Source organism: Micromonospora ureilytica (assembly GCF_015751765.1).
Classification (GTDB): domain Bacteria; phylum Actinomycetota; class Actinomycetes; order Mycobacteriales; family Micromonosporaceae; genus Micromonospora; species Micromonospora ureilytica.
The window spans coordinates 4,004,946-4,026,110 of sequence record NZ_JADOTX010000001.1 but is presented as its reverse complement, the minus strand read 5'-3'; the positions used below and the strand labels follow the sequence as shown (position 1 = coordinate 4,026,110).

Genomic DNA, 21,165 nt, shown 5'->3' with positions numbered 1-21,165 from the left:
GCTAGCCCGGACAGATGCCACTGGCCTGCAGTCGGAGATCGACATACAGGCGGACAGTGAGGCCCCAGACATTGGTCATCGTTGGCCGACGTTACGCCGATTCCCGCTCATCGGAAGGACCGGGCAGCGTGAGGCTCCTTACAGAGGGCCAGGGCGGTGGCGGTGCTCACGGCCCAGAGCACCGCGAGGGCGAGGATCAGCCGTTCCAGCACCCCCACCACCGGACCGCGACCGACCACGAGCATCGCCAGCCCCACCGTGGCGCAGAGCGGCAGGGCCAGCGCTGCGGCGATGCCGGCCAGCCGACGCACCGTCCGGCCGGCCGGCCCGGAGACGGCAAGCGTGATCATGGCGAAGACCACCGCCGCGGTCGCCGCGATGCTCGCGCCGCCGTGCACCAGGTCCGCCGCCGTCGCGCGCTCGAACGGCGGCAGCGGGCAGCCGTCGGAGCAGGTCACCGCCCCGGACACGGCGGTGAACACGGCCCCGGTGGCGAGCAGCGCCGGGGCCGCTGACCACACCCCCGGGGGCAGCGCCGCGCCGATCAGCAGCAACGCGCCGGAAAGGGCCAGGATCCCGATCCGGTACGTCGCGGCATGGGCGCTGCCGGCGATGCCCGCCTCACTGACGTACCCGGTGAGCCCTGGACCGGGACCGGCGACCACTGCGAGCGTCACCGCCACCGCGCCGGCCAGGGTGCAGCCGGCCGCGGCGGACCCGGCGGCCCGGCGCGCGACGTCGCCGCGGGCCCTCGGCACGGTCGGGGCGGCGGACCGACCCGGCTCAGCCACGTCCGTGCGGCGTGCGCCAGCCGGACTCGTCCGGCCCGAGTGGCACGATGCCGCTGGGATTGATCTCCCGGTGCGTGCCGTAGTAGTGCCGCTTGATGTGGTCGAAGTCCACTGTCTCGCCGAAACCCGGCGTCTGGAACAGGTCCCGGGCGTACGCCCAGAGCACCGGCATCTCGGTCAGCTTGTTGCGGTTGCACTTGAAGTGTCCGTGGTACGCGGCGTCGAAGCGGACCAACGTCGTGAACAGCCGTACATCGGCCTCGGTGATCGCGTCACCCATCAGGTAGCGCTGCCCGGCCAACCGCTCGGAGAGCACGTCCAGCCGGGCGAAGAGCGCCCGGAACGCCTCGTCGTACGCCTCCTGGGAGGTGGCGAACCCGCACCGGTAGACGCCGTTGTTCACGTCGGTGTGGATCTCGGCCATCAGCGCGTCCATCTCCGGGCGCAGCTCAACCGGGTACAGATCCGGCGCGTCGGGCGCGTGCAGCCGCCGCCACTCGGTGGAGAAGTCGAGGGTGAGCTGCGGGTAGTCGTTGGTGACCACCCGACCGGTCCGGGTGTCGACCAGCGCCGGGACTGTCACCCGGCCGGTGTAGTCGGGGTCGGTGGCCAGGTACGCCTCGGAGAGGAAGCTCACGCCGAGGACCGGGTCGAAGCCGTCCGGGTCGAGGGCGAACGCCCAACCCCGCTCGTCCCGGATCGGGTCGACGGTGCCCAGCGAGATCGCGTCGTCCAGCCCGAGCAGGCCGCGCACGATCCTCGCCCGGTGCGCCCACGGGCAGGCGCGGCACCAGATCAGCCGGTAGCGGCCGGCCTCCAGCGGCCAGCGGTCCTGGTCGTCCGGGCCGCCGCCGGGCGGGGAGGTCGAGTCGGCGGTGACCCGACCGGTGAACCGGTTCGGCTGGCGGACGAACGCGCCGCCGCCGCTGGTCTCTGCGCTGAACTGGGCCCGGGCCATGCCGTCAACCTATCCGCTGCCGGCGCGGATATCCTGGCGGCCGGCAGCCCTCGCGACCCGGTGGGCGTGCCCCACCCCCGCCGTCTGCACCCCTAAGGACTCGCGATGACCGTGGCATACCTGGTGGCCGGTGTCCGCACCCCGATCGGCCGGTACGCGGGCGCGCTGGCCGGCGTCCGCCCCGACGACCTGGCCGCCCACGTGATCCGTGAGTTGGTCGCCCGCCACCCGTCGGTGGACTGGGCGCGGGTCGACGATGTCGTGCTCGGCTGCGCCAACCAGGCCGGCGAGGACAACCGCAACGTGGCCCGGATGGCGGCGCTGCTCGCCGGCCTCCCCGAGGAGGTGCCGGGCAGCACTGTCAACCGGCTCTGCGGCTCGGGCCTGGACGCGCTCGCCACCGCCGCCCGCTCCATCGTCGCCGGGGACGCGGAGCTGGTGATCGCCGGCGGGGTGGAGAGCATGAGCCGGGCGCCGTTCGTCATGCCGAAGGCGACGTCGGCGTACTCCCGCTCGGCCGAGGTGTACGACACCACGCTGGGCTGGCGGTTGGTGAACCCGTTGATGCGCGACGGGTGGGGGGTCGACTCGATGCCGGAGACCGCGGAGAACGTGGCCGCCGAGTACGGCATCAGCCGGGCCGAGCAGGACGCGTTCGCGTACCGCTCGCAGCAGCGTGCGGCCAAGGCGCAGGCCGATGGCCGGTTCGCCGAGGAGATCGTGGCGGTGTCAGTGCCGGCGGGTCGTCGGGAGACCAGGCTGGTCGAGGTCGACGAGCACCCCCGGGAGACCACGCTTGCGAAGCTGGCCGCGCTGCCCACCCCGTTCCGCGACGGCGGCACGGTGACCGCCGGCAACTCCTCGGGGGTCAACGACGGCGCTGTCGCGCTGCTGGTGGCCAGCGAGGCGGCGGTTTCCCGGTACGGCCTCACCCCGCTGGCCCGGATCGTCGGTGCGGCGGCGGCCGGTGTGCCGCCCCGGATCATGGGGATCGGCCCGGTGCCGGCCACCCGCAAGCTGCTCGACCGCGTCGGCGTCGAGTTGGGCGCGGTGGACGTGGTGGAGCTGAACGAGGCGTTCGCCGCGCAGTCCGTGGCGGTGCTGCGTGAGCTGGGGCTGCCCGTGGACGCCGACCACGTCAACCCGAACGGTGGGGCCATCGCGCTGGGGCACCCGCTCGGCGCCAGCGGCGCGCGGCTGGCGCTGTCCGCGGCCCTGGAGCTTCGCCGTCGTGGCGGCCGCCGGGCTCTGGCCACCATGTGCATCGGCGTCGGTCAAGGCATCTCGCTGTTGCTGGAGTCAGCCGCCTAGAGTGGTCCACACCACACGACCCGCGGGTCGACCGGTGCTCGCGCGTGCCCGTGGCACGCCCATACGCCGGTGCCGTCCCGCGCTGCGGCGAGAAACTGGGGAGCGCACTGATGCCGGACGGACTGCCGACCGAGATCGATCTGACCAGGCCGAGCGCGGCCCGGGTGTACGACTACTTTCTGGGTGGGGCGCACAACTTCGAGATCGACAGGCAGCTGGCCGAGCAGATCGCCAGCATGACCCCGAATCTCGCCGCCACCATGCGTTCCGGCCGCGAGTTCCTGCGCCGGGCCGTCCGGGTGCTGCTCGACGCCGGCATCGACCAGTTCCTCGACATCGGCTCCGGAATTCCCACCGTGGGCAACGTGCACGAGGTGGCGCAGGGGGTGAACCCCAAGGCCCGCGTGGTGTACGTCGACATCGACCCGGTGGCCGTCGCGCACAGCCGGGAGCTGCTCGCCGGCAACGAGCTGACCGGGGTCATCCACGCCGACCTGCGCGAGCCGGAGCGGATTCTCGCCGAGACCCGACAGCTCGGGCTGATCGACTTCAGTCGACCGATGGGCATCCTGTTGGCCGGGGTGGTGCACTTCGTCCCGGACGCCGACCGACCCGAGGCGATCCTGGCCACCCTGCGGGACGTCGCCGCGCCGGGCAGCTTCCTGGTCATCTCGCACTCCACCTTCGAGGACCAGCCGCAGGAGATGCTGGACGCCCAGCGCCTCTCCGCCCGCACCGCCACCGAGATCACCCTGCGCTCCCGCGCACAGGTCACCGGCTTCTTCGGCGACTGGACCGTCCTGGAACCAGGCGTGGTGCACATGCCGCTCTGGCGCCCGGATTCAGCGTCCGACGTGGACGAGCACCCGGAGCGGTTCGGCGCCTTCGGGGGCGTCGCCCGGTACGACCAGCCCGCCGGCTGATCCCGTGGCCGCCGTCCCGGACCCCGCCGGGGTCGATGCCGGTTGGGACCCCGCCGGGGTCGATGCCGGCCGGGACCCCACCGGGGTCGATGCCGGCCGGGCCGACGCTCAGGGGTACGCCGCCGACTGGGCCCGCGCGGTGCGCCGCCTCGGTTTCGTGCCGCTCAGCGCGGCCGAGACCGAGCGGCTGCTGCTGGTGCACACGATCCGGCTGGCCCAGGCGGTACGGGCGGAGCCGTTCAGTGCCCGCCCGGCCGAAGAGGTCGGGCGGGCTCTGGTGGAGGCGCACCTCACCGAGCCGCAGGCCCTGGAGTGGACGCTGCAGGCGCTCGGTGCGACCTTCGGTCGGCGGGTTCTGGGCGACGGTGACCGGCCTGCCGACCTCGCCGACCGGATCGCTGCGGTGCAGGGCGGCCTGGCCGCCGGGTTCGCCCGCGCGCTGCGCGATCGCACCTTCAGCCAGCAGGAACGGATCGCCCGGTCGGCCTGGCAGGCGCGCGACGAGGTCGAGCAGGCGCTGCGCGAGAGCGAGGCACGGTTCCGGGCGGTGTTCACCGGCGCCGCGATCGGGATCGGGATCGCCGGCGTGGACGGCCGGATCATCGACGTCAACCAGGCGTTCGCCGACATGCTCGGCTACGCGATCGAGGAGTTGCGCGAGATCAACGTGGCGGCGCTGTTCCACGCCGACGACGTCGCCGGAATGTGGGAGCTCTACCAGGAGCTGATCGAGGGCAAACACGACGCGGCCCGGGTGGAGAAGCGCTACTACCGCAAGGACGGCACAGTGGTCTGGACGGATCTGGCCGTCTCGCTGATCCGACAGGAGGGCCGGCCCCGATTCACCGTCGCGATGATCGAGGACATCACCGAGCGGTACGAACTCCAGCAGCGGCTGCGCTTCCAGGCGCTGCACGACCCGCTGACCGGGCTGCCCAACCGCACGCTGTTCTTCGAGACGTTGGGACGGGTGCTCGACACCGCGGGCGTCGGGCAGCGGGTCGGGGTGTGCTTCCTCGACCTGGACGGCTTCAAGGCGATCAACGACAGTCTCGGCCACGACCTTGGTGACCGGCTGCTGGTGATGATCGGCCGGAGGCTGGCCGCGTGCGTGGCCGACCACGGCCACCTGGTCGCCCGGATGGGGGGCGACGAGTTCGTGATCCTCGTCGACGGAGGGAACGACACCGACGACGCCGTCGCGGTCGCGGAGGCAGCGCTGGCTGCCGTCGCGGCCCCGGTCCACGTCGGTGAGCACCAGTTGGCCGTCTCGGCCAGTGTGGGCATCGTGCAGTGCCCCGCCTCGGAGACCAGTGCGTCCGAGCTGATGAAGGCGGCGGACACCACGCTCTACTGGGCCAAGGCGGCGGGCCGGGGCCGGTGGGCGGTCTACGACCCCGAGCGCGGCGCCCGGGACATCGCCCGTTCGGCGCTGGTCGCCGGGCTGCCCGCCGCACTGGACCGGGGCGAGTTCGTGCTGCACTACCAGCCGATCGTGTCGCTGCTGGAGGGCACCATGCTCGCGGTGGAGGCGCTGGTCCGTTGGGAACACCCGGAACTGGGCCTGATCGGGCCGGACCGGTTCATCGGCCTGGCCGAGGAGACCGGTCTGATCGTCCGGCTCGGCGAGTGGGTGCTGCGGCAGGCCTGCGCGGACGCCGAACGGTGGCGGCGGGAGTTCCCGGAAGCCCGGCTGGTGGTCAGCGTCAACCTGGCCGCGCGGCAGGCCGACGAACCGGCCATCGTGGACACGGTCGCCGACGCGCTGCAGACCAGCGGGCTGCCCGCGGGACTGCTCCAACTGGAGCTGACCGAGAGCGCCGTGATGGGCAGCGCCGGTGAACCCCTACGCAGCCTGCACCGGCTCGCCGCGCTCGGCGTCCGGCTGGCCGTGGACGACTTCGGCACCGGGTACTCCAACCTGGCGTACCTGCGCCGGTTGCCGATCCACTGCCTGAAGCTCGCCGGGCCGTTCGTCGAGGGCATCCGCGCGGACGGCGCCGACGTGGCGGCGGACCACCGCGACGAACGGATCGTCGACGCGTTGGTCCGGTTGGCGCACGCGTTGGAGCTGTGGGTCACGGCCGAGGCGGTGGAGACCGACGTGCAGGCGGAACGGCTGCGGGCGTTGCGCTGCGACACCGGCCAGGGCCGGTACTTCGGCGCGCCGGCCCCGGCCGACGCGATCACCGCCCGGCTACGCGGGGACGGGGTGGCGGCGTGAGCGAGCGCAGTGCGCGAGCCAGCGGGCACAGCGGCATGGCGCGAAGCGGGTGCCGGCGTGAGCGGGGACCGTTCCGGTCCGGCTGGTGGCGACGGAAGGTGACGACGTGGATCTGACGGACTCGCAGACGGTGGTGACAGTGGTGGCCGGCTTGGCCATCCTGGCCGGGTTGGCCGGTGTGGTGGTGCCCGGTCTGCCGGCGCTGCCGCTGTGCTGGGGCGGCGTGCTGGTCTGGGCGATCTTCGGCGGGGCCGGCCTGGGTGGCTGGGCGGTGTTCGCCGCCGCCACCCTGGTCGCCGCGGGTGGCACCGTGATCAAGTACGCGTGGCCGGGCCGGAACCTGAAGCGCACAGGTGTGCCGACGTCCACGCTGCTCGCCGGTGGGGTGCTCGGCATCATCGGGTTCTTCGTGGTGCCGGTCGTCGGGCTGGTGCTCGGCTTCGTGGCCGGGGTGTGGGCGGCGGAACGGCTACGTCTGGGCAGCAACCAGCTCGCCTGGCCCTCCACCGTGCAGGCCCTGAAGGCCGCCGGCCTGTCGATGCTCGTGGAGTTCCTGGCCGGCCTCCTGGTCGCAGCCCTCTGGGTAACCGGCCTCCTCCTGACCTGACCCAAGCCCGGGGGTGGGGGCGGGGGCGCGGGGCACTTTTGGGTACGGCGGAGCGCCGTACGTGAGAGAGAGGCGTGCCCCGCGCCACAGTGGTCGGGCGGTCCGAGCGCCCGGGGTGGGCCCCTGATCGGGCCTGGTCACTGGTCCAGGATGCGGGCCGGAGCGGCCGGACGGCAACGCAATTAGCCCGACGGCGGTGAGATTCCCAACGACTACGTATTGACCGCCTTGATCGGCCGGGTCGACACTTTGCGCACTCGCACGCGGAACCACCTCAGGGAGGTGTGCAGTGGCCACGACGCCCGTGCCGACCGCCGAGCAACCGATGGACGACGACGCCCGACGGCTCGCAGAACTCGGCTACAAACAGGAGCTACGCCGCAAGTGGAGCGGCTTCTCCAACTTCGCCATCTCCTTCTCGATCATCTCGATCCTGGCCGGCTGCTTCACCACGTTCGGCCAGGCGTGGAACAACGGCGGGCCGGTCGCCATCGCCTGGGGCTGGCCGCTGATCTCGCTGTTCATCCTGATCATCGGTTTCTGCATGGCGGAGCTGGTGTCGGCGTACCCCACCGCGGGCGGGATCTACTGGTGGGCGGCCACCATGGGCCGCCCGGTGCACGGTTGGTTCACCGGCTGGCTGAACCTGATCGGCCTGGTGGCGGTCACCGCCTCGGTCGACTACGGCTGCGCGACGTTCCTCAACCTCACCCTGTCGGCGCTCTTCGACGGCTGGGCCGGGACGCTGCGGCAGGCGTTCGTCCTCTTCGTGATCATCCTGGTGCTGCACGGGCTGATCAACATCTTCGGGCACCGGATCATCGACGTACTCCAGAACGTCTCGGTCTGGTGGCACGTGGCCGGCGCGGCCGTCGTGGTGGCCATCCTGGTGTTCGTGCCCGACAACCACCAGAGCTTCCAGTTCGTGTTCACCGAGCGGTTCAACAACTCCGGCTTCGGTGACGGCGACATCGGCGGGCTGACGTTCTGGTTCTACGTGCTGCCGCTGGGTTTCCTGCTGACCCAGTACACGATCACCGGCTTCGACGCCTGCGCGCACGTCTCCGAGGAGACCCGGGGCGCCTCGCAGGCAGCGGCCCGCGGACTCTGGCAGTCGATCTTCTACTCGGCGGTCGGGGGCTGGATCCTGCTGCTCGCGTTCCTCTTCGCGGCCACCGACGTCGAGGCGGTGAACGCCGCGGGCGGCTTCTCGGGCGCGATCTTCGAGTCGGCGCTGACCCCGGTCTTCTTCAAGATCGTCATCATCATCTCCACCATCGGTCAGTTCTTCTGCGGCATGAGCTGCGTGACCTCGATGAGCCGCATGGCGTACGCGTTCAGCCGCGACCGGGCCGTACCCGGATGGCGGTTGTGGTCGACTGTCGACCGCAACGGCACCCCGGTCAACGCGATCATCGGTGCCACAGTGGCCGGCCTGGTGCTGACCCTGCCGGCGCTCTACGAGAGCTCCGCAGGTATCCCGATCGCCTTCTACGCGGTCGTCTCCGTCGCAGTGCTCGGGCTGTACCTGTCGTTCCTCATCCCGATCGCGCTCCGACTACGGATGGGCGACCGGTTCGTCCCGGGGCCGTGGACGCTCGGCCGCAAGTACAAGCTGTTCGGCTGGATCGCGGTGATCGAGATCGTGATCATCGCCGTCTACTTCGTGCTGCCGATCGTGCCCGCCGGGGTGCCCGGCAACGACGGGTTCACCTGGTCGGCGGTGAACTACGCGCCACTCGCCGTCGGCGGGGTGCTGCTGGTGGTCGCCGTCTGGTGGTACGCCTCCGCCCGCAAGTGGTTCGCCGGCCCGGTTCGTACCGTCGAGGAACCTGCGGCGGCGGCCGACCCGGCGCCGGCCGACGGCCCGGTCTGATCGGCACCCGGCGGGACGGGCGGTGCTGCCGTCCCGCCGGGTTTGCCGGCCGTGCCGCCGGGGGCATTGACGGTGATCCGGTTTGCCAGTAGACCTTGGTGATGGAGGCCCGCGAATGAGGAAAGCTCCGCTCACGCTGGAACAACTGCGGGTCGCCGTCGACGACGGTGAGATCGACACCGTGGTGCTGGCCCTCGTCGACATGCAGGGCCGGTTGCAGGGCAAGCGGTTCCACGCGCCCTTCTTCCTCGACCAGGTGGTGGCCAACGGCAGCGAGGGCTGCAACTACCTGCTCGCCGTGGACGTCGACATGAACACCGTCGACGGGTACGCGATGTCGAGTTGGGAACGCGGCTACGGCGACTTCGCGATGGTGCCGGACTTCGCCACGTTGCGCCGGGTGCCCTGGCAGCCCGGCTCCGCACTGCTGCTGGCCGACCTGACCTGGCTCGACGGCTCGGGTGACGTGGTCGCCTCGCCCCGGCAGATTTTGCGCCGGCAGTTGGACCGGCTGGCCGAGCACGGGCTGACCGCGTACGCCGGCACCGAGTTGGAGTTCGTGCTGTTCCGCGACTCGTACGAGGACGCCTGGCAGCGCGGCTACCGCGATCTCACCCCGGCGAATCAGTACAACGTCGACTATTCGCTGCTCGGCACCGCCCGGGTGGAGCCGCTGCTGCGTCGCATCCGCGTTGAGATGGCCGGCGCCGGGCTCACCCCGGAGAGCGCCAAGGGCGAGTGCAACCTCGGCCAGCACGAGATCGCCTTCCGGTACGACGAGGCGGTGGCCTGCGCGGACCACCACGTGATCTACAAGAACGGCGCCAAGGAGATCGCCGCCCAGGAGGGGATGGCGATCACCTTCATGGCCAAGCCGAACGAGCGGGAGGGCAACTCCTGCCACATCCACTTCTCGTTGCGGGACAGCAACGGTGACTCGGCGATGCTCGGCGACGGGCCGGCGCACCTGTCGCAGACCGGGCAGCGGGTGCTCGCCGGGCTGCTGGCCACCATGCGGGAGTTCAGCCTGCTGTTCGCCCCGAACATCAACTCCTACAAGCGGTACCAGCCAGGATCGTTCGCCCCGACCGCGTTGCGCTGGGGTGTCGACAACCGCACCTGCGCGCTGCGGGTGGTCGGGCACGGGCAGGGCATGCGGGTGGAGAACCGGGTGCCCGGGGCCGACGTCAACCCGTACCTGGCGATCGCCGGCCTGGTCGCCGGGGCGCTGCATGGCATCGACGGCGAGCTGGAGTTGGGCGAGGAGTGCGCCGGCAACGCGTACGACGACCCGGAGGCCGAGCGCGTTCCCGGCACCCTGCGCGACGCCCTGGCCCTCTGGGAGGGCTCCACGGCAGCCCGGGAGGCGTTCGGCCCCGAGGTGGTGGCCCACTACGCCAACCAGGCGAAGGTGGAGCTGGCCGCCTTCGACGCCGCGGTGACGGACTGGGAGCTGACCCGTGGCTTCGAACGCCTCTAACCGCGTGAGGATGGGGGTAAGGGTGTGACTGTTCTCGTGGACCCCTCTTGGGGGGTGGGGTTTCGGGAGGTTGCGGCTGCCTCTCGGGACGAGGTTGACGCGGTCATCTCGCGGGCGGCCGCCGCATTTGAGAGCTGGCGTCAGGTCAGCGCGGGGGATCGGGCTCGGCTGCTGCGGCGGTTTGCCGCCGTCGTGGACGCGCACCTTGAGGAGCTGGCACTGCTGGAGGTTCGCAACTCCGGGCACACCATCGGCAACGCCCGGTGGGAGGCGGGCAACGTCCGCGACGTCCTGGACTACTACGCCGGCGCGCCCGAGCGGCTGACCGGGCGGCAGATCCCGGTGCCCGGCGGGTTGGACGTCACCTTCCACGAGCCACTCGGTGTGGTCGGCGTGATCGTGCCCTGGAACTTCCCGATGCCGATCGCCGCCTGGGGCTTCGCCCCGGCGCTCGCCGCCGGCAACACGGTGGTGCTCAAGCCCGCCGAACTGACCCCGCTCACCGCGCTGCGCCTGGCCGAGCTGGCCCGCGAGGCGGGCCTGCCCGACGGCGTCTTCACCGTCATCCCCGGCCAGGGCTTGGTGGTGGGGGAGCGGTTCGTGAGCCACCCGGCGGTCCGCAAGATCTGCTTCACCGGCTCCACCGAGGTCGGCACCCGGATCATGGCGGGCTGCGCCGCCCAGGTGAAGCGACTCACCCTGGAGTTGGGCGGCAAGAGCGCGAACATCGTGTTCGCCGACGCCGACCTGGAACGCGCCGCCGCGACCGCGCCGGGCGCGGTCTTCGACAACGCCGGCCAGGACTGCTGCGCACGGTCGCGGATCCTGGTCCAGCGTTCGGTGTACGACAGGTTCCTGGAACTGCTCGAACCGGCGGTACGCGCGGTACGCGTCGAGGACCCGTCCCGCGACACCGCCGAGATGGGCCCGCTGATCTCCGCCGGCCAACGGGACCGGGTCGGCGGTTACCTCACCGGGTCGAAGATCGCCTTCACCGGCTCCTGCCCCGACGGCCCCGGGTTCTGGCACGCGCCCACGGTGCTGTTGGCCGACTCGCCGGCCGACAGGCACTGGCGGGAGGAGATCTTCGGGCCGGTGGTCTCGGTGCTCCCGTTCGACGACGAGGCGGAGGCGGTCCGGCTCGCCAACGACACCGAGTACGGCCTCTCCGGCTCGATCTGGACCCGGGACGTGGGGCGGGCCCTGCGCCTGGCCCGCGCCGTCGACTCGGGCAACCTCAGCGTCAACTCGCACTCCTCGGTGCGCTACTGGACCCCGTTCGGCGGGATGAAGCGGTCCGGGCTCGGCCGTGAGCTGGGCCCGGACGCGCTGCACTCCTTCACCGACGTCAAGAACGTGTTCATCTCGACAGAGGAGTGACGCCAGTGCAGGGTCGGTTGCGGGACCGGGTGGCAGTGGTCACCGGAGCGGGCAGCGGCATCGGGTTGGCCACCGTGCGGCGGTTCGCCGCCGAGGGGGCCCGGGTGGTCTGCGTGGACATCGACGCGGAGGCCGGTACGAGGGCCGCCGAGGAGTGCGGCGGCGAGTTCGTGGCCACCGACGTGGCCGACGAGTCGGCGGTACGCGACCTGTTCGACGGGGTGGCCGACCGGCACGGCCGGGTGGACATCGCGTTCAACAACGCCGGCATCTCACCGCCGGACGACGACTCCATCCTGGACACCGGCCTGGACGCGTGGGAGCGGGTGTTGCGGGTCAACACCACGAGCGTCTACCTGTGCTGCAAGTACGCCATTCCGCACATGCGTCGGCAGGGTAAGGGGTCGATCATCAACACGGCCTCGTTCGTGGCGTTGATGGGTGCGGCGACGTCGCAGATCGCGTACACAGCGAGCAAGGGCGGGGTGTTGGCGATGACCCGGGAGTTGGGTGTGCAGTTCGCCCGCGAGGGCATCCGGGTCAACGCGCTCTGCCCCGGCCCGGTGGCCACCCCGTTGCTGCTGGAACTCTTCGCCGCCGACCCGGAGCGGGCCGCCCGTCGGCTGGTGCACGTGCCGATGGGTCGCTTCGGGCAACCGGAGGAGATCGCCGCCGCGGTGGCGTTCCTGGCCAGCGACGACGCCTCGTTCATGACCGCAGCGCAGTTCGTGGTCGACGGCGGCATCACGGGCGCCTACGTCACTCCTTTATGAACGCGAGCGCGAGGAGTGAGCCGGGTTTGCGAGCCCCGCAGTCGCGAACCAGGCCAGCCCTGTGAGTGCGAGGAGTGAGCCGGGTTTGCGAGCCCCGCAGTCGCGAACCAGGCCAGCCCTGTGAGCGCGAGGAGTGAGCCGGGTTTGCGAGCCCCGCAGTCGCGAACCAGGCCGGCCAGGAGGCCGCTGATCGGGGTCAGCGCATACGTCGAACCCGCCGACTGGGCTGTCTGGCGGGGTGTGCGGGCGGTGCTGGTGCCGGAGGCGTACACCCGGGCGGTGACGGCCGCGGGCGGCCGGGCGGTGGTCCTGCCGCCGGACGACGTCGACGCGGACGTGGTGGCTGTCCTGGACGGGTTGCTGTTGGCCGGTGGCGCGGACGTCGGTCCGGGGCGGTACGGCCAGCCGGCCGACCCGCGTACCGAGGATCGGCCGGACCGGGATGCCGGCGAGCTGACAGTGTTGGCCGCCGCGCTCGCCGCCGAGGTGCCGGTGCTGGGCGTGTGTCGGGGGATGCAGTTGCTCGCCGTCGCGTACGGCGGCGCCCTGCACCAGCACCTGCCCGACGTGGTGGGTCACGACGCGCACCGCCCGGCGCCCGGCGTGTACGGCGCGCACGCGGTGCGGTTCGCGCCGGGGAGCCTGGCCGCCTCGGTGTTGGCGGGGGTCGACCAGGTCAACTCGTACCACCACCAGGCGGTCGCCGACCCGGGCCGGCTCACGGTGACCGGTTGGGCGGGGGACGGCGTGGTCGAGGCGGTGGAGGACCCGGCCCTGCCGTTCGTGCTCGGGGTGCAGTGGCATCCGGAGAACGAGTCGGATCCCCGCCCGATCACGGCGCTGGTGCGGGCCGCTGGCCAGCGGGTGTGACTGAGATCGCCCCCGCCCGTCGATGTCGCCGGTGGGAGGATCGGCGCATGGGCAAGGTTTATCCGGAGATCGACGGTCGACTGCGTGACTTCATCGGGGCCCAGCCGCTCTTCTTCGTGGCGACCGCCCCGTCCGGTGCCGAGGGGCACGTCAACGTGTCACCGAAGGGCATGCGGGGCACGTTCGTGATTCTTGGGCCGCACCGGGTGGCCTACCTCGACTATCACGGCAGTGGGGCGGAGACCATCGCCCACCTGCGGGACAACGGCCGGATCACGCTGATGTTCTGTGCCTTCGACGGCCCGCCGAAGATCGTCCGGTTGCACGGTCGGGGCACCACCGTCGCGGTGACCGAGGACGCCTTCGCCGATCGGCTCGCCGACTTTCCCGCACCGCCGGACGTGCACGCCGTCCGGGCGGTCGTCACGGTCGAGGTGGAGCGGGTCAGTGACTCCTGCGGATACGCGGTGCCACTGATGGACTTCCGGGCCGAACGTGATCTGTTACTCACCTCACACTCCCGCCGCAGCTCAGAGGATCTGGTCGATTACCGGGCCACCAAGAACGCGGCAAGCATCGACGGGCTGCCGGTCTTCTGACTCGTCAGGGCGTTCCGACCACCGCGGTTCGACGCCGTTGTCCACCCGCACTGTCCGGTGCCCAACGACCGAGGCGTACGTAAACAGCGTCCATCTGTCGTGATGCGTTACGTTGCTGGTCCGCTGGGGTACAAGTCGGAGCACGGCGGGTGAAGATCAACGGTCGAGGGGTACGGCCGGAGCGGGAGGCTGCATGAGCTCGGCCCAGGGGGGCGCGGACATCGGGCACCCCGCCCTGTCCGGCCGCGAGACTCCTCCGATGCTGACGGCCGCGTTCGCGGCCGGCGGCGAGATGGGCGGGCGGCTGGCCTCCTTCGACTGGTCCTCGGGCCCGCTGGGTGAGCCCGGTCAGTGGCCCCCGGCACTCGCCAACGCGGTCGGGATGATGCTCGCCTCCAGCGCGCCGATCGTCATGTTCTGGGGCGACGAGCAGTTGGCCTTCTACAACGACGCCTACCGGCCGACCATTGGTGACAAACACCCGGACGTGATCGGCCAACCGGCCCGCCCGTACTGGTCGGAGACCTGGGCGGTGCTCGGTCCGCTGCTCGACAGCGTCCGGAGCACCGGACGCTCCTACCGTGGCGAGGACCACCCCTTCCTGCTGAACCGGCACGGCTTTGTCGAGCAGACCTACTTCAACGTCTCGTACGACCCGATCCGGGGTGACGACGGGTCGGTCAGTGGCGTCTACTGCATCGTCAGCGAGACCACCGGGCGGGTGCTCGGCGAGCGCCGGCTGCGAGCGCTGTCCGAGCTGGGTGCCGAGCTGAACGACATCGGCAGCGCCGCCGAACTGGGTCGGACCGCCGCCGGAGTGCTCGGCCGGCACCGGGCGGACGTGCCGTTCGCCCTGATCTATCTGGCTGACGACAGCGACCAGCTCACCCTGGCCGGTTGCGCCGGCACCACCCCGCCCGCCGTCGATGTCGCGTCGCAGCTGCTGGCCCGGTTGACCGCCGATGGCGTGCCCGCCACTGTCGAGGTGGCCGCTCTGCTCGACGTGTTGCCTGTCGACGCCGCCGACCAGGCCCTCGTGCTGCCCCTCACGGCTACCAACCAGACGGTCGGCGCGCTGGTAGTCGGCGTGGCCCGTCAGTTGCCGCTCGGCGACGACTACCGCAACTTCCTCGACCTGGTCGCCGCCCAGATCTCCCGGGCGGTCGGCACCCAGCGGGCGTACGAGCAGGAACGGGCCCGCGCCACCGAGTTGGCCGCGCTGGACCGGGCGAAGACCAACTTCTTCGCCAACGTCAGTCACGAGTTCCGCACCCCACTGACCCTGGTGCTCGGCCCGCTGGAGGACATGCTGGCCGACCCGGAGCTGCCCGCCACCGAAACCGACCGGCTCACGATGATGCACCGCAACGCGCTGCGCCTGCTCAAGCTGGTCAACACCGTGCTGGACTTCTCCCGGCTGGAGTCCGGTCGGCTCGCCGCCCGCTACCAGCCCACCGACCTCGCCGGTTACACCGCCCGGCTGGCCAGCACCTTCCGCTCAGCCACCGAGCGGGCCGGGTTGCGACTGGTGGTGGACTGCCCGCCGCTGCCGACGCCGGTCTTCGTCGACCGGGACATGTGGGAAAAGATCGTCCTCAACCTGGTGTCGAACGCGGTCAAGTTCACCTTCGACGGCGAGATCAGGGTGCGGATCCGGGTGGTGGAGGGCGCGGCCCGGCTGGAGGTGACGGACACCGGCGTCGGCATCGTGCCGGACGAGCTGCCGCACGTCTTCGAACGGTTCCACCGGGTGCCCGGGGTGCGGGCACGCACCCACGAAGGCACCGGCATCGGCCTCGCGCTGGTCCGGGAACTGGTCGAGATGCACGGCGGTGCGGTCGGGTTGACCAGCGAAGTCGACGTGGGCAGCACCTTCACGGTGACCGTTCCGTTCGGTTCGACGCACCTTCCGGCGGACCGGGTGGCGGCGTTCGACCCGTTGCCCGTGGGTGAGCCCGAGCAGGCCCGGCTCTTCGTGGCGGAGACCGCGCTGTGGGCCGGTGTCGCACCGACACCCCAGGCCGACCATCAGGCCGCGAAGGGCGCCCCGGCTGGCCGGATCCTGGTCGTCGACGACAACGCCGACCTGCAGGAGCACGTCAGTCGGCTGCTCTCCGGAACCTGGGACGTGGTCACCGCGAACGACGGGCTCGACGCCCTGCCGTTGGCTCGCGACGGCGGGTTCGACCTGGTGCTCACCGACGTGATGATGCCCCGGTTGGACGGGTTCGGGCTGGTGAGCGCGCTGCGCGCCGATCCGCGTACCCGGCATGTGCCGATCGTGCTGCTCTCCGCCCGCGCCGGCTCCGCGGAGGCCGTCGCCGGTCTCGCCGTCGGCGCCGACGACTACCTCACCAAGCCGTTCTCCGCCCAGGAGCTGGTCGCCCGGGTGCGGGCCAACGTGGAGCTGGGCCAGCTGCGCGGGCAGATCATCCGCCGGCTCCGGGCGCTGGCCGACGCGGCGGTGGCGGTGAACACCGCCCGATCCACAGCCGACGTGCTCCAGGTCGCCGCGCGGCACGCGTTGAGCCTCGCCGAGGCGGCCCGGGTGGTGGTCACCGCGAACGAGGCGCGCTTCGAGGCGGACGGCGGCGGCACCACCGCCGCCGCCCCGTCCTTCGTGGCCGAGCTGACCGGCACCACCGGCAAGCAGCTCGGTGAGTTGCAGGTCTGGCGGGCGGACGGCGACGAGGCGCAGACCGACGACGCCGCGCTGACCCAGCTGGCCCGGCTCGTCGGGGTGCGGCTGGAGAACGCGCAGCTCTACGAAGCCGAACACCGCATCGCCACCACCCTGCAGCACAGCCTGCTGCCCCGGTCGCTGCCCCAGCTGCCCGGCGCGGTGGTGGCCAGCCGCTACCTGCCCGGCGGCGCCGACGTCGAGGTCGGCGGCGACTGGTACGACGCGATCGCGCTGAACGGCGACGAACTGGTGCTGGTCATCGGGGACGTGGTCGGTAAGGGCGTCCGGGCCGCCGCGGCGATGGGGCAACTGCGCAACGCGCTGCGGGCGTACGTGCTGGAGGGCTTCGATCCGGGTGGGTCGCTGACCCGGCTCAACCGCCTGGTCGGCTCCACCGAGGGCCGGTCCTTCGCGACAGTGGTCTGCCTGCTGTTCAACCCCCGCACCGGTCGACTGCGGTACGCGAGCGCCGGTCACCCGTCCCCACTGTTGATCACCGGAGGCGACGTGGCGTTCCTGCACGACCGGGCGCTCGGTCCACCGGTCGGCGCACTCCCCAGCGCGACGTACGAGTCGGTCGAGGCCGAGTTGCCGGCCGGCAGTCGACTGCTGCTCTACACCGACGGGCTGATCGAGGACCGTCAGCTCGGCATCGATGCCGCACTGGCCCAGCTTCGCATCGACGCGGCCAGCCCGAGTGAGCACGTGGCCGATCTGATCGACGCGGTGGTCGAGCGGGTCACCGGCCGACCGCGCCGCGACGACGTGGCGGTCCTCGCCCTGGAGGCTGCCGAGCTGAACCGCTTCGCCCTACGGCTACCGGCGGACCCGACCCGGCTCAGCGTGCTGCGAAAGCGCCTGGAGGACTTCCTGGTCGCGCACTCCGTCGGCGAGACCGACCTGTTCGACCTGACCGTCGCCGTCTCCGAGGCCGCCGCCAACGCCATCGAGCACCCGGTCCACCCCGCCGAGGCCATGATCAGCGTGGAAGTGGCCATCGAGGGTCGGACGGTGACGGCCATTGTGCGCGACAGCGGGCAGTGGCGGGAGTCGACCGGCTCCGGCTTCCGGGGCCGCGGCCTGGCCCTGATCAGAGCGCTGGGCGACCTGTCGGTACGGCGTACCGATGAGGGCACCGAGGTGACGCTGCGCCGGCAGCTGCAGGACTGACCACGCGCCCGGCGGCCGGGTGCCCTCCGGGCCTGCGTCCTCCGGCCCGGCTCGACCGAGGACCCCAGGCCGGGTCGAGGGACTCTAGGCCGGGTCGAGCCAGCTCTGCTCGCCGAGGCCGGAGATCTCCAGCACGCGGCGGACCTGCCGGGACGGACGAACTGTGAGCTTTCCCGAGAACTGCTGGGCGAGCCGGACCAGGGCGTGGATGGCGGCCGAGTCGAAGAAGGTGACCGCGCTCAGGTCGAGAGTGATCTTCCCGGCGGGCTCGCGCAGCGCCGTCTGGAGCATCGTGTCCGCGGTCGCCATGTCGACCTCACCGGCCACCACCACGTGGAGGTGGTCACCGTCGATCTCGGCGCTGGCGGAGAAGACGGGCGGTGCTCCCCCTTGATCCACGCTGACACCATGGCACAGCAGCCCTGGCTGGGCAACAACCCCCACCGGGCGGCCGTGGCGCGGGTCACCAGCGGGCCCGGCGATAGGCTTGCGGCATGACCGTCCGTCCGCCGCTGACACCAGGCACGCTCTCCCCGATGCGACCGGTGCCATCCCAGATCGCCCGACCGGAGTACGTGGGCAAGAAGCGCCCGCAGGAGTGGCGTGGCTCGCACGTGCAGACGCCGGAGACCATCGAGAAGATGCGGATCGCCAGCCGGCTCGCCGCCCAGGCGACCCAGCTCGCCGGCGAGCACTGCAAGCCCGGCGTGACCACCGACGAGATCGACAAGGTGGTGCACGAGTTCCTCTGCGACCACGGGGCGTACCCGTCGACGCTGGGCTACAAGGGCTTCCCGAAGTCCTGCTGCACCAGCCTCAACGAGGTCATCTGCCACGGCATCCCGGACACCACGGTCCTGACCGACGGCGACATCATCAACGTCGACGTCACCGCGTACATCGGTGGGGTGCACGGTGACACCGATGCCACCTTCTGCGTCGGCGAGGTCAGCGAAGAGGCCCGGCTGCTGGTCGAGCGGACCCACGAGGCCATGATGCGCGGCATCCGCGCTGTCGCCCCCGGTCGCCAGATCAACGTCGTCGGCCGCGTCATCGAGTCGTACGCCAAGCGGTTCGGCTACGGCGTGGTCCGCGACTTCACCGGCCACGGCATCGGCGAGGCATTCCACAGCGGCCTCTACGTGCCGCACTACGACAGCCCGCGCCCAACGGACATCATGGAGCCGGGCATGACGTTCACCATCGAGCCGATGATCACCCTCGGCACCTACCAGTACGACATGTGGGACGACGGGTGGACAGTGGTCACCAAGGACCGGAAGTGGACGGCGCAGTTCGAGCACACCATCGTGGTGACCGACGATGGCCACGAAATCCTGACCCTTCCGTGAGCGCGAGGAACGCAGCGAAGCGGAGTCCCGCAGTCGCGAACGAAGGACAGGCATCGTGAGCGCGAGGAACGCAGCGAAGCGGAGTCCCGCAGTCGCGAACGAAGGACAGGCGCCGTGACCGACACCCCAGCGGCGCTGCGCGAGGCGCACCACGCGGACGTCTCCGGCGGCTGGCTACGCCCGGCCGTCTTCGGCGCGATGGACGGCCTGGTCACCAACATCGCCCTGATCGCCGGCGTCGGCGGCGGCGGAGTGTCGCCTCGCAACATCGTGCTCACCGGCAGCGCCGGCCTCGTGGCCGGTGCGATCTCGATGGGGCTCGGCGAGTACACAAGCGTGCGCTCCGCCAACGAACAGGTCGCCGCCGAGGTGGCCAAGGAGCGACGGGAACTGGAACGGCACCCCGAGGCGGAGGCCCGGGAGTTGGCCGACGCGTGGGTGGCCCGGGGCCTGCCCCGAGACCTTGCCACCCAGGTCGCCGAGGCGGTGCGGCGCGACCCGGAGGAGGCGCTGCGGGTGCACGTCCGGGAGGAGTTGGGCGTCGACCCCGACGACCAGCCCAGCCCGTGGGCCGCGGCGATCTCGTCGTTCCTGTTCTTCTCGGTGGGCGCGCTGGTTCCGCTCCTGCCGTACCTGCTCGGCGCCACCGAACTGTGGCTGGCGCTCGCCGTCGGCGGGCTCGGGCTGTTCGTCGCCGGTGCCGTGGTGGCCCGCTTCACCAACCGTCCCTGGTGGACCGGTGGGCTGCGCCAGTTGCTGCTGGGCGCCGCGGCGGCCGGCGCCACCTACCTGATCGGCTCGCTGATCGGCGTACCCGGCGGGCTGTGACACGCCTCAGGTGGTGAGCAGCTCGTCGACAGTGCCGTCGACAGCACGACCACGGGCGGCCAACTCCTCGGCCTGCCGGGCCAGCACCACACCCACCTCGGTCATGTCCGCGCCGGCCAAACCGGTGCGCCGCACCGCGTCCCCCGGGTCACGGAAGTAGGTGCGGCTCAGCAGGCCGGTCACCGTGGCCGCAGCCAGCCGGGCCTCACCGAGCATCAGCAGAGCCTGATCGGTTTCGTACCACTCGGCGAGCCGGGCAGCCCGGGAATGCGCCGCGCTGCCCCTGTACCACGCCTGCCGGGCCGCGGTGCTGAACTCCGCCGGCCGGGCCCGAGCCAGCCGGCCGAGGTGCTCGTCGCGCAGCGTCCGCAACCAGCCGGTCGGGTCGTGCAACGCCTGCGTGGTGACGTACCGGTCGGCGGTCAGCGGCCAGAGCGGCGAGAGCACCCGGGCCTGGGCCAGGTAGTCCTCGGCGGCGGCCACGGTCAGATCGACCAGCACTCCGTCCACCCGCCGGGTCGCCGGCGGCGGCCCGGTTCCGGGTCGATAGGTGACCACCAGCATTCCCGCCTCGCGGTCCCCGCCGCCGTCGTCGTCACCGTGCGCCAGGGGCCCGTGCACAGCGATCGCGAGCGCATCGGCCGGGAACCGCCGCCGGATCGCCTCGGCGACCCGCTCCGCGACCGTCCACCGTCGATCGTCGACGCCCCGGTCGACACCGGCCTGCTCACCCACGGGACCACCTCTGTTCGCGGCTGCGGGGCTCGGGCTACCGGGCGTCAGCCTAGCCAGCCGACGGTGGACCGTCGGGCGCGCCGCGCCCGGTCGGGGCCAGCCGGAAGATGTGGATCTCGCGACCGCCTGCGCGCTGCACGTACGAGCGGTACGCGGGCCACTCGGTGACCAGCAACTGCCACAACCGCTCCCGTTCGGCGCCGGACGCGCGCTCGGCCCGCACCGCGAGCCGCCGGCCCTTCACGTCCACCTGGGCGGCGGGATCGGCGAGCAGGTTCAGCGCCCAGGCGGGGTGATGGGTCTGCCCCCAGTTGGAGCCGATCACCACGTACGCGTCGCCGTCGGGCACGTAGACCACCGGATTGCTGCGGGGCTTGCCGGAGCGGCGGCCGGTCGTCGTGATCACCAGGGACGGGATCAGGCCGAGCGCGACCACCCGGCCTCGGGTGAGGCGACCGACCACCCGATCGGCGGGGACCAACAGACGTGCGGCCGCGCCGAACCAACGATGATGACCGAGCCGACGGGTGACTCTTCCCAGCACTGACACGCCGGTCAGTCTGCCGGCTGCCCGGCCCCGGCGGCACCCCTGGGCGGTCCCCTTT

18 protein-coding genes are annotated in these 21,165 nt (G+C 71.6%); 13 read left to right on the top strand and 5 right to left on the bottom strand.

Annotated features, from left to right (window positions below; all coding sequences use genetic code 11):
* Nucleotides 1-107: 107 nt before the first annotated feature.
* On the bottom strand, nt 108-791 hold the full coding sequence (locus tag IW248_RS18090; RefSeq protein WP_196927944.1) for a DUF998 domain-containing protein: 684 nt from the start codon (nt 789-791) through the stop codon (nt 108-110).
* Nucleotides 784-1,749, bottom strand: a complete 966-nt coding sequence (locus IW248_RS18085) for a glutathione S-transferase family protein (protein WP_196927943.1) — start codon at nt 1,747-1,749, stop codon at nt 784-786. The genes IW248_RS18090 and IW248_RS18085 overlap by 8 nt, the downstream gene beginning before the upstream one ends.
* A 105-nt stretch (nt 1,750-1,854) precedes the next feature.
* Here IW248_RS18085 and pcaF point away from each other — a divergent pair, with 105 nt between their 5' ends.
* The 11 genes from pcaF (at nt 1,855) to IW248_RS18030 (ending at nt 17,645) form a co-directional block, all read left to right on the top strand.
* Nucleotides 1,855-3,060 (top strand): 3-oxoadipyl-CoA thiolase, encoded by a 1,206-nt coding sequence (gene pcaF / locus IW248_RS18080; RefSeq protein ID WP_196927942.1) that lies wholly within the window; start codon nt 1,855-1,857, stop codon nt 3,058-3,060.
* Between the two features lie 110 nt (nt 3,061-3,170).
* Nucleotides 3,171-3,983 carry an SAM-dependent methyltransferase gene (locus IW248_RS18075; RefSeq protein ID WP_124816877.1) on the top strand — a complete coding sequence of 271 codons (813 nt, stop codon included), beginning with the start codon at nt 3,171-3,173 and terminating at the stop codon, nt 3,981-3,983.
* A gap of 4 nt (nt 3,984-3,987) precedes the next feature.
* Nucleotides 3,988-6,207, top strand: a complete 2,220-nt coding sequence (locus IW248_RS18070; protein ID WP_196927941.1) for a putative bifunctional diguanylate cyclase/phosphodiesterase — start codon at nt 3,988-3,990, stop codon at nt 6,205-6,207.
* Nucleotides 6,208-6,313: 106 nt separating this feature from the next.
* Entirely contained in the window at nt 6,314-6,814 is a 501-nt protein-coding gene (locus tag IW248_RS18065) for a DUF456 domain-containing protein (RefSeq protein WP_196927940.1), read from the top strand.
* A gap of 289 nt (nt 6,815-7,103) precedes the next feature.
* Nucleotides 7,104-8,690 carry an amino acid permease gene (locus IW248_RS18060; RefSeq protein WP_196927939.1) on the top strand — a complete coding sequence of 529 codons (1,587 nt, stop codon included), beginning with the start codon at nt 7,104-7,106 and terminating at the stop codon, nt 8,688-8,690.
* A gap of 115 nt (nt 8,691-8,805) precedes the next feature.
* Nucleotides 8,806-10,170 (top strand): glutamine synthetase family protein, encoded by a 1,365-nt coding sequence (locus tag IW248_RS18055; RefSeq protein ID WP_196927938.1) that lies wholly within the window; start codon nt 8,806-8,808, stop codon nt 10,168-10,170.
* 36 nt (nt 10,171-10,206) lie between these two features.
* Complete coding sequence (locus IW248_RS18050) at nt 10,207-11,550, top strand: aldehyde dehydrogenase family protein (RefSeq protein WP_307788045.1); 1,344 nt, start codon at nt 10,207-10,209, stop codon at nt 11,548-11,550.
* Nucleotides 11,551-11,555: 5 nt separating this feature from the next.
* Nucleotides 11,556-12,323: a 3-oxoacyl-ACP reductase gene (locus IW248_RS18045; protein ID WP_124816863.1), complete on the top strand. Its 768-nt coding sequence runs from the start codon at nt 11,556-11,558 to the stop codon at nt 12,321-12,323.
* A 144-nt stretch (nt 12,324-12,467) separates the two neighbouring features.
* Nucleotides 12,468-13,193, top strand: a complete 726-nt coding sequence (locus IW248_RS18040; RefSeq protein WP_196927936.1) for a gamma-glutamyl-gamma-aminobutyrate hydrolase family protein — start codon at nt 12,468-12,470, stop codon at nt 13,191-13,193.
* A 47-nt stretch (nt 13,194-13,240) separates the two neighbouring features.
* Nucleotides 13,241-13,792 (top strand): pyridoxamine 5'-phosphate oxidase family protein, encoded by a 552-nt coding sequence (locus IW248_RS18035; RefSeq protein WP_196927935.1) that lies wholly within the window; start codon nt 13,241-13,243, stop codon nt 13,790-13,792.
* A gap of 193 nt (nt 13,793-13,985) precedes the next feature.
* Nucleotides 13,986-17,645, top strand: a complete 3,660-nt coding sequence (locus IW248_RS18030; protein WP_196927934.1) for a SpoIIE family protein phosphatase — start codon at nt 13,986-13,988, stop codon at nt 17,643-17,645.
* Nucleotides 17,646-17,729: 84 nt separating this feature from the next.
* Here IW248_RS18030 and IW248_RS18025 read toward each other — a convergent pair whose 3' ends face one another.
* Complete coding sequence (locus tag IW248_RS18025; protein ID WP_196927933.1) at nt 17,730-18,044, bottom strand: STAS domain-containing protein; 315 nt, start codon at nt 18,042-18,044, stop codon at nt 17,730-17,732.
* 95 nt (nt 18,045-18,139) lie between these two features.
* Between IW248_RS18025 and map the strand changes: the two genes are divergently transcribed.
* Nucleotides 18,140-18,997, top strand: a complete 858-nt coding sequence (gene map, locus IW248_RS18020) for a type I methionyl aminopeptidase (RefSeq protein WP_124816856.1) — start codon at nt 18,140-18,142, stop codon at nt 18,995-18,997.
* Between the two features lie 114 nt (nt 18,998-19,111).
* Complete coding sequence (locus IW248_RS18015) at nt 19,112-19,825, top strand: VIT1/CCC1 transporter family protein (protein WP_196927932.1); 714 nt, start codon at nt 19,112-19,114, stop codon at nt 19,823-19,825.
* Nucleotides 19,826-19,831: 6 nt separating this feature from the next.
* On the opposite strand, the gene IW248_RS18010 is transcribed toward IW248_RS18015, so the two are convergent.
* A complete protein-coding gene (locus IW248_RS18010; protein WP_196927931.1) occupies nt 19,832-20,560 on the bottom strand; it encodes a nucleotidyltransferase domain-containing protein in 729 nt (242 codons plus the stop codon).
* A gap of 49 nt (nt 20,561-20,609) precedes the next feature.
* On the bottom strand, nt 20,610-21,110 hold the full coding sequence (locus IW248_RS18005; protein ID WP_196927930.1) for a nitroreductase/quinone reductase family protein: 501 nt from the start codon (nt 21,108-21,110) through the stop codon (nt 20,610-20,612).
* Between the last annotated feature and the right edge of the window lie 55 nt (nt 21,111-21,165).

Excerpts from the sequence above, each read along its gene's own strand:
- IW248_RS18055 (WP_196927938.1), top strand. The coding sequence starts at position 8,806 with ATGAGGAAAGCTCCGCTCACGCTGGAACAACTGCGGGTCGCCGTCGAC.
- pcaF (WP_196927942.1), top strand. The coding sequence starts at position 1,855 with ATGACCGTGGCATACCTGGTGGCCGGTGTCCGCACCCCGATCGGCCGG.
- IW248_RS18030 (WP_196927934.1), top strand. The coding sequence starts at position 13,986 with ATGAGCTCGGCCCAGGGGGGCGCGGACATCGGGCACCCCGCCCTGTCC.
- IW248_RS18035 (WP_196927935.1), top strand. The coding sequence starts at position 13,241 with ATGGGCAAGGTTTATCCGGAGATCGACGGTCGACTGCGTGACTTCATC.
- map (WP_124816856.1), top strand. The coding sequence starts at position 18,140 with ATGACCGTCCGTCCGCCGCTGACACCAGGCACGCTCTCCCCGATGCGA.
- IW248_RS18085 (WP_196927943.1), bottom strand. The coding sequence starts at position 1,749 with ATGGCCCGGGCCCAGTTCAGCGCAGAGACCAGCGGCGGCGGCGCGTTC.
- IW248_RS18075 (WP_124816877.1), top strand. The coding sequence starts at position 3,171 with ATGCCGGACGGACTGCCGACCGAGATCGATCTGACCAGGCCGAGCGCG.